Genomic DNA, 7,763 nt, shown 5'->3' with positions numbered 1-7,763 from the left:
CCATTTGCGTCAGGCCGGGAAAGCCGAACAAGGCAGCCTCCGGCTTTTTTTCCGGTATCATCCGCGAGCCGTTAAGCGGCCAGGAAGCGATATTGCCGGTGCCGCGCTCTGTCGTGCACACCCACGCCAGCCCGCGCTCGGCGGTGAATTTTTTGATCCACGCAGCAGGGATCGACGGCAGCGCCGTCGGGCCGCGCCGCAATCTGACGATGCCCGGCGTCGCCGTCACGGTCGGCGAGCAGATCGAGGCATTGGAGCGCATTGCCGGCGCCAAGGCGATGAACCTGATCCGCGAGGAGCCCGACGACACGATCTGGGCGATCGTGAAGGGCTGGCCGACACGGTTCGAGGCGCGGCGGTCGAGGGAGCTTGGCTTTGCCGCCGAAAAGAGCTTCGATGAAATCATCCGCGCCCATATTGAGGACGAGCTGGACGGCAAGATCGCAAGCTAGAGCGCTGCGCGTCCAATCGGACACGCAAAGCCGTCATCCGCCAGTTGTCAGGCTCGCCGAAAGCAGCAGCAGCCCGAACAGGAAGACGAAGGCTGCGCCGCCGATCTCGACGATCGAATGGATGCGGTTGCCCATGCGGCCGTCGCCGGCGAAATAGACCGCCCAGTTCTTGGCCGTCACCGCCAGCGTCGCCAGGACCGAGACCGTGATCGCCGTGCCGAGTGCCATGGCCAGCACCGACAGGATGCCGCCGAACCACAGCCCGTTGAGCATGGCGAAGCTCAGCACGATCAGTGCGCCAGAGCAGGGCCGGATACCGACGGCCGCCACCGCCGTCCAGGCGGTGCGCCAGTCGAAGCGGTCGCCGGAAAGCAGCGCCGGGTCGGGCGCGTGTGAATGTCCGCACGTCTCGCAGACTTCGCCCGCCGCATTGTGATGATGATCGTGCCCGCCATGGCCATGGCCATGGTGATGGTTGTGCGTGCCGTGATCATGGTCATGCGCATCATCGTCGCGGCCGGCATGTGCGCGAAGCGCATGGGAATGTTGCGAATGAGCATGCACGGAATGTGCGTGGCCTGCGTGCGAATGGCCGGCATGGGCCGCCGAGAGGCTGTAGGGAGGGCTCGCGCCGAACAGGCGAAGGACGGCAGGGCCGGCCTTGCGCCACAAAAGCCAGGCGCCGAACAGGGTGACGAAGACATAGCTCATGATTTCGAGGAACCATGCCGCATCGGTCATCGATATAGCGGTGCCGCGCAAGACGAAGTAGGCGAGCATCATCACGAGGATCGCCGTCAGCGCCTGCAGCAGGGCCGAGACGAAGGACAGCATGATGCCGCGCTTGAGCGCGACTTCGTTCGCCACCATGTAGGACGAGATCACCGCCTTCCCGTGACCGGGGCCGGCGGCATGGAAAATGCCATAGGCGAAGGACAGGCCGATCAGCAGCCACAACTTGCTGCCGTCCTCGCGCATCGCCTTCATCGCGCCGGCAAGCGCGCGGTAGAATTCCTGCTGGCGCAGATTGATCCACATCAGGACATGGGCGAACGGGCCGGTGGTGGGAGCTATCCCGTCATTGGTGCCGATGCCGAGCGAGCTCTGGGCGTGGGCGGCGCCGAGGAAATGCGTCATCGCAAGGGCGACGGCCAAAAGGCCGAAAGCCAAACGCAGGGACGGTTTCGTCACCGGATTATCCTTCTGGCTGACAGTTCATTTCAAGCTTGGTCGCAAAGATCTTGCTCATATCGGTGCCTGTCGGATCGTTGAAGAAGGCGTCCGTCAGGGTCTTCTGGTTCTCGGCGATCGCCTCGTCGGGGTTCGGACGAACGACTTTGCTCGTGCATTTCGACGGCATGCCATCGACCTGCAGATTGGCATCCTCGGTGAAATCGATCGCCGTGTAGAAGGTCGGGTCGTAGACGCCGATATCGATCTTGCCGGCCAGCTTCATCGGCGCCTTCGGTTCGGATTCGAACAGGATGATGAGTTGGTCGTTCTCGAAATTGGCCATCAGCTGCGGCGGTGGGCTCATCGGCTCGTCCTTGCCGTCGACGGTGACGAGTTGGAAATAATTGAACTCCGCCAGCGAAGCATGGACGGTGTCGGCGACTTCCTTCAGCTCCTTGTCGTCGAGCTTCAGGTCAGAATTCTTGTCGAATTCCATCATCACCGTGCTCGAAAACAAATCGTCGAAGCGCCAGAGATGGCGCAACGCCTTCACACTTTGGTGATCCGGGCTGAGAACCACTTCGAGGCGGGCCTCGGCGAAGACGTGGGGATGCACTTCGGCCGGCACGACCATGGCAAATGTCGCCGCCATGGCCGAAGCCATCATGATTGCTTGCCGTTTCAGATGCATTCTCGGTCGCGATCCCATCGACTTCGGTAAATATCGAGAGTTACCAGAAAGGGGGCGAAAATGGGACCGCCAGGCGGCTGAAAGCTCATGCGCTGTCATTCGTCTTGAACCACTGCACCAGGAAATCGACAAAAACGCGAACCTTGGCAGGCAAATAGCGCCGGTGCGGATAGACTGCGAAAATGCCGCTACCCGAAAGGATGCGGTCATCCAGCACAGTCACCAGCCGGCCGCTTTCGATGTCGGGAGCGGCGATGAAATCGGGCAGGATGGAAAATCCCAATCCAGCCACCGCGGCGGCTCTTGCGGCCATCGGACTGTTGACCTCGATCGGACCGGAGACCGAGACGGTTACCGTATCGCCACTGTCGCCCTTGAACGGCCAGTTGGTCAGCCAGCGGCCATTGGTGTCTATGATGCAGGGCACGCGGCCAAGGTCCTGCGGCCGCACCGGCATGCCATGCTTGGCGATCAGCTCGGGAGATGCGCAGAGGCGCACCGAAAACGGCGCCAGACGCCTCGCGATCAGCGAGGAGTTTTCCAGCCGCGAAATGCGCACGGCGAGATCGAAACCTTCCTCGACCAGATCGACGAAGCGGTCGTCGAGATGGATGTCGAGCACGATGTCGGGATGCTGCTTGGCGAAGTCGATCAGCGATTGGCCGATCGGTGCGTCAGCAAAGGTGCGCGGCGCTGAAAGCTTGATCCTGCCGCGAACGTCGCCGGAGGATTCGCGCACCGCATCGGCCAGGCTGTCGACCTCACGCACAATTTCCGAGGCGCGCCGGTAATAGGTATGGCCGGCCTCCGTCATCGAGAACTGCCGCGTGGTGCGGTTAAGCAGCAGCGCACCGAGCTCGTCCTCCAGCTCGCGCACATATTTGGACAGCAGCGCCTTGGAGCGCCCGATCTTGCGCGCCGCTGCCGAAAAACCTTCGGCCTCGACCACGTCGATGAAGGCGCGCATGCGGGTCAGCGTGTCCATGTCATGCGCTCCTTTGGCGGGCTGAGAGGATGCGCGCGGCGAGCGCCATCAGCCGCCGGTCGCTGTTCTTCGGTCCAAGCAGCGACAGGCCGAATGGAGCGCCGTCGAGCTGGCCTAGCGGTAGGGTGATTTGCGGAAAGCCCGACAGGCCGGAAAGACACAACAGTCTCAGCGCGCGTTCACGGTACGCCTGTAAATCGTCGAAGGAAGCAGCCTTGAGCGGGGCGGCGTCAGGAACGGTCGGCAGCACAAGAACGCCGTCATCGCCAAGACGCTCGGCAAGTTCGAGACGGAAGGCGTCGCGGCGCTGCGTTTCATGTCGCGCCGTTGCGGCGTCGATGGTTGCGCCATGCTCGAAGCGTTCCTTGACGCCGGGGCCTAGCATCCGGTTTTTCTGCGAGATCCAGGCACCATGATTTTGCCAGGCCTCGTATCCTTGCAGCTTGCGGAAGCACCAGTAGAGATCGTCGGTCGAATGCGAGAGCGGCGCGATGATCCGCGGCGCGCCCGTCACCGAAGTGACATGCTGGACCATGCCGCGATATTCATCGGCTCCCTGCGGGCCGAGAACGAGCCCGTCCAGCGCATCAAGGGCGAGGGGGCGCTGCAATTCGTGGCGATGCGGATCGTCGCCGAGCAGCACCGCGCCGACCTTGTCATAGGTGGTCATGTCCTTGGCAAACCACCCGAACGTATCGAGGGAGGGGGCCAGCGGCATGGTGCCATCGAGCGAAATGCGGCCATGCGTGACCCTGAGGCCGATCAAGCCACAGAAACTTGCCGGGGCGCGGATCGAGCCGCCGGTGTCGGATCCGGCGGCGATGTCGGCCAGCCCGCCGGCGACCGCAGCAGCGGAACCGGAGGACGAGCCACCGGTGATGCGGTCGGGTGCGGCCGGATTGACCGGCGCCGGAAAATGCGCGTTCAGCCCCATCAGGGAGAAGGCCAGTTCATCCGTTTGCGTCTTGCCGACGAAGCGCGCGCCCGAATCAAGCAGCGCCCGAACGGCCGGCGCTGTCGCGGGGGCGGGTGAAACCTCCTGGTATTTCTGCGGATTGCCGCAGCCGGTGCGGTAGCCGGCCACGTCGTAAATATCCTTGACGGCCAGCCGCAGGCCGGCAAGCGGGCCGGATTGCGCATTGGATACAGGGATATCGTCTAGGTCGAGAAAAGCGTTCAGGGGGCCACGAGTGCCTGTCATTCGTTCGATATCCGGATACAGCTGTTGCAACATTGTTCGATGCTAGGAATTTTACAACCTGACGTACGATTTTTATTGATTGTGAAATCCTTCGACCTTATATCGCGCTTGCCCAAAGTCGCACGTGCCTGTGGGTGTCCGCCGATCCTCAAAATGGTGAGGGATATCGGTAAGGTAACTGGAGCCAACCCCTCCAGTCGGTTTAGCGGCCAACCGCCAGACCGAGGACACCTTGAAGCAACGACGGTGCGGGCCTTTCTGGTGTTCTGCCGGTCGTCCAAAGACCGGGGTTACTGAAGAGGCACACCTTCATTGCCGGCAGTGCGGACGGGTCTCCCATCCAAGCCAAGGCAGACAAAGCGAACCGAGGCCGGGCAAGGCCAAGGTTCACCGCCGCGAGACGGCGTTTCATGGTTCCGGGGTCTCCACCGGCTGGTTCCATGGATTTGACGTCCCGCCTTTGTCCACCGCGTGTTCGCGAGGTCGATGACCCGCGTCCCGCAGCCTTTGTGCGCGCCGAAAGGCGCTGATGGAGAGACCCCGATGGCTACCCAGCGCATCCTTGATTTCCTCGCCACCCGACGTCCGAACGGCCCATGCCTCGTCGTCGATCTCGATGTCGTGCGCGACAATTTTCGCGCCTTCGAGAAGGCGCTTCCCGATTCGAAAATCTACTATGCGGTGAAAGCAAACCCGGCGCCGGAAATCCTGCGCCTGCTTGCTGCGATGGGCTCGTCCTTCGACACCGCTTCCGTTGCCGAAGTCGAGATGGCGATGGACGCCGGTGCGCCGGCGGACCGCATCTCCTTCGGCAACACCATCAAGAAGGAGCGCGACATCCAGCGCGCCTATCAGCTCGGTATCCGGCTGTTCGCAGTGGACTGCGTCGAGGAGGTCGACAAGATCGCCCGCGTTGCGCCCGGCGCCCGTGTGTTCTGCCGCGTGCTGACCGACGGCGAAGGCGCCGAATGGCCGCTGTCGCGCAAGTTCGGCTGCGTGCCGGCGATGGCGGTCGATGTGCTGCGTCGTGCCAGGACGCTCGGCCTCGACGCCTATGGCGTGTCGTTTCATGTCGGCTCGCAGCAGACCGACCTGACTGCCTGGGACCGTGCGCTCGGCGATGCCAAGAAGGTGTTCGCGGCGCTCGCCGAGGAAGGCATCGTGCTCAAGATGGTCAATATGGGCGGCGGGTTCCCGACCCGTTATCTCAGGGATGTGCCGGTGGCACAGGCCTATGGCCAGGCGATCTTCTCGGCGCTGCGCAAGCACTTCGGCAACGCCATCCCGGAAACCATCATCGAACCGGGCCGTGGCATGGTCGGCAATGCCGGCGTCATCAAGTCGGAAGTCGTGCTGATCTCGAAGAAGGCCGACAACGACAATGTGCGCTGGGTGTTCCTCGACATCGGCAAGTTCGGCGGTCTCGCCGAGACGATGGACGAGGCGATCCGCTACCCGATCGTCACCGCGCATGACGGCACCGAGACCGCACCGTGCGTGCTCGCCGGCCCGACCTGCGATTCGGCCGACGTGATGTACGAGAAGACGCCGTATCCGCTGCCCTTGTCGCTGACCATCGGCGACGAGGTGCTGATCGAGGGCACCGGCGCGTACACCACGACCTACGCCTCGGTCGCCTTCAACGGCTTCGAGCCTCTCCGATCCTACGTGATCTGACGGTTCGAAAGAACCGCTCAGATCATCCCAGGTGGGCGCCTGTCGCCCGCCCGGGCTCGCCTGTGGAACAATCCGCTCGTGAAGGATCGCGGAAATGGAAATTGTAGATTTCATTGTTGAAGACGCTGCGCGCGGAATCTCCCCCCTCGAGGGGGAGATGGCCGGCAGGCCAGAGGGGGTCGGTCCGGCTGACGCGACCTCTCTTGGACCGCACGGCGTCGGCGCTTCACGCGCGGCGACCCCCTCTGTCGCCTTTGGCGACATCTCCCCCTCGAGGGGGGAGATTGCTGGTGCTTTTGCCATCACCGCCGAGACCGCTGCCGACGTTCCGGCGCGCGAGGCTTTGCTCGATCGCGCCATGGGGCCGAAGCGCAGGAAAAAATCGTCGGAAAAGCTGCGGCGCGGCCGTCGGCCTTCGGAAGGCCTGGCCTTTGTCGCGCACGATGCTTCGGGCGCTGTGAGTGGCACGGTGCGGCTATGGGATGTCGTGCTGGGCGAGGGCGGTCGGCCAGCGCTTCTGCTTGGCCCGCTCGCCGTCGATCCCACTATCAAGAATGCCGGCATCGGCTCGGCGCTGATGCGCCATGCAATCACTGAAGCCGCGCGTCTCGGCCATGCGGCGATCCTGCTGGTCGGCGATGCGCCCTATTACGATCGCTTCGGGTTCTCGGCCGAGAAGACCGGCTCGCTGGCCATGCCGGGACCTTACGAACGGCACCGCTTGCTGGCGCTGGAACTGGTGGAAGGCGCGCTCGCCGACGCGCAGGGCACGCTGAAGGCGGCAGGGCGCAAGCTGAAGGCACAGCGGCTGCCGCTCGCGGCCTGACGGATCGGAAACAAGCCGCCGCCCATCGGGCGGCGTCTTCTTTTCATCCCGGATTGGAGTGGATCAGCCGATCAACTGGCTCAGCGCCATGGCGACGCTCATGTCGCCTTCGACCTTTATCTTGCCGGACATGAACGCCATGGTCGGGTTGAGATCGCCTGCGATCAGCGACTCCAGATCGTCGAGCGAAAGCTTTATGGTGCAGTCGGCCGGCGCGTCGGTGGTCGAGACATTAGCGCCGTCGATGACGATGACACCGTCGCCGCCGGTATCGAATTTCACGGAACGATCGAACCCGGCACTCGCCACGCGCGCGCTGATCTTGTCGGCAATTTCCTGAACGCCCATGGCCGTTCTCCTCGTCTCGTTGCGTTTGTCGCACATTGGCACTTCGGTCCGGCCGAAGTCGCCGTCTTGCGCATTTCGCGATCACGGTCGCTGGCGCATATAGCTTTGGGTTGACGTTTACGTCAACGCGGTTCCCCGAGATGAAGATGGGTTTTATCGCCGCAGTGAAGCCGGGCTGTCCGCGAGGCCAGCCCAGAGGGGGATGGCGGTCCCATTGCATTTAGCTGGACACTGCCGGCAAATGACCGCTACCATCGCCATGTTGCTTGAATCAGGTTTCTACCTGGAGATCGAGTGCTCGAAGAACCGAACAGAAATCCCGGATCCCATCGCTATGGGAAGCCGAGCTTGTGGTGGCCACCACCGTTGGGTTGATGGCCTGCGGGCCTGATCCGAGCTGAAAATCAAAT

At 63.0% G+C, this 7,763-nt stretch carries 7 protein-coding genes and 1 pseudogene; 3 read left to right on the top strand and 5 right to left on the bottom strand.

What is annotated here, in order from left to right; genetic code table 11:
* A pseudogene (locus EOC93_RS03240) lies at nucleotides 1-452 on the top strand (NAD-dependent epimerase); the annotation flags it as partial.
* A 33-nt stretch (nucleotides 453-485) separates the two neighbouring features.
* On the opposite strand, the gene EOC93_RS03235 reads toward EOC93_RS03240, so the two are convergent.
* The 4 genes from EOC93_RS03235 to EOC93_RS03220 form a co-directional block, all read right to left on the bottom strand.
* Complete coding sequence (locus EOC93_RS03235) at nucleotides 486-1,589, bottom strand: nickel/cobalt transporter (RefSeq protein WP_095484239.1); 1,104 nt, start codon at nucleotides 1,587-1,589, stop codon at nucleotides 486-488.
* A 58-nt stretch (nucleotides 1,590-1,647) separates the two neighbouring features.
* On the bottom strand, nucleotides 1,648-2,316 hold the full coding sequence (locus EOC93_RS03230; protein WP_095484092.1) for a DUF1007 family protein: 669 nt from the start codon (nucleotides 2,314-2,316) through the stop codon (nucleotides 1,648-1,650).
* A gap of 85 nt (nucleotides 2,317-2,401) precedes the next feature.
* The gene (locus EOC93_RS03225; RefSeq protein WP_095484093.1) at nucleotides 2,402-3,301 is read right to left on the bottom strand and encodes a LysR family transcriptional regulator; all 900 of its coding nucleotides are present in this window, start codon (nucleotides 3,299-3,301) and stop codon (nucleotides 2,402-2,404) included.
* 1 nt (nucleotide 3,302) lies between these two features.
* Nucleotides 3,303-4,502, bottom strand: coding sequence for an amidase (locus EOC93_RS03220; protein WP_095484240.1), 1,200 nt, complete (start codon nucleotides 4,500-4,502; stop codon nucleotides 3,303-3,305).
* Nucleotides 4,503-5,045: 543 nt separating this feature from the next.
* Between EOC93_RS03220 and odc2 the strand changes: the two genes are divergently transcribed.
* Together odc2 and EOC93_RS03210 are read left to right on the top strand one after the other, a co-directional pair.
* The gene (gene odc2 / locus EOC93_RS03215) at nucleotides 5,046-6,179 is read left to right on the top strand and encodes an ornithine/lysine decarboxylase (RefSeq protein WP_095484094.1); all 1,134 of its coding nucleotides are present in this window, start codon (nucleotides 5,046-5,048) and stop codon (nucleotides 6,177-6,179) included.
* Nucleotides 6,180-6,441: 262 nt separating this feature from the next.
* The gene (locus tag EOC93_RS03210; RefSeq protein WP_245329800.1) at nucleotides 6,442-7,005 is read left to right on the top strand and encodes an N-acetyltransferase; all 564 of its coding nucleotides are present in this window, start codon (nucleotides 6,442-6,444) and stop codon (nucleotides 7,003-7,005) included.
* Between the two features lie 63 nt (nucleotides 7,006-7,068).
* Here EOC93_RS03210 and EOC93_RS03205 read toward each other — a convergent pair whose 3' ends face one another.
* Nucleotides 7,069-7,353 carry an SCP2 sterol-binding domain-containing protein gene (locus EOC93_RS03205; protein ID WP_095484241.1) on the bottom strand — a complete coding sequence of 95 codons (285 nt, stop codon included), beginning with the start codon at nucleotides 7,351-7,353 and terminating at the stop codon, nucleotides 7,069-7,071.
* Nucleotides 7,354-7,763: the final 410 nt, after the last annotated feature.

It is taken from the genome of Mesorhizobium sp. M6A.T.Ce.TU.002.03.1.1, assembly GCF_003997275.1.
Classification (GTDB): domain Bacteria; phylum Pseudomonadota; class Alphaproteobacteria; order Rhizobiales; family Rhizobiaceae; genus Mesorhizobium; species Mesorhizobium mediterraneum.
The sequence above is the reverse complement of the archived record's forward strand: the minus strand, read 5'-3'. Positions and strand labels throughout refer to the sequence as shown.

Coding starts and splice junctions, on each gene's coding strand:
- EOC93_RS03225 (WP_095484093.1), bottom strand. CDS start 3,301: ATGGACACGCTGACCCGCATGCGCGCCTTCATCGACGTGGTCGAGGCC.
- EOC93_RS03235 (WP_095484239.1), bottom strand. CDS start 1,589: ATGACGCATTTCCTCGGCGCCGCCCACGCCCAGAGCTCGCTCGGCATC.
- EOC93_RS03230 (WP_095484092.1), bottom strand. CDS start 2,316: ATGCATCTGAAACGGCAAGCAATCATGATGGCTTCGGCCATGGCGGCG.
- EOC93_RS03205 (WP_095484241.1), bottom strand. CDS start 7,353: ATGGGCGTTCAGGAAATTGCCGACAAGATCAGCGCGCGCGTGGCGAGT.
- odc2 (WP_095484094.1), top strand. CDS start 5,046: ATGGCTACCCAGCGCATCCTTGATTTCCTCGCCACCCGACGTCCGAAC.
- EOC93_RS03220 (WP_095484240.1), bottom strand. CDS start 4,502: ATGACAGGCACTCGTGGCCCCCTGAACGCTTTTCTCGACCTAGACGAT.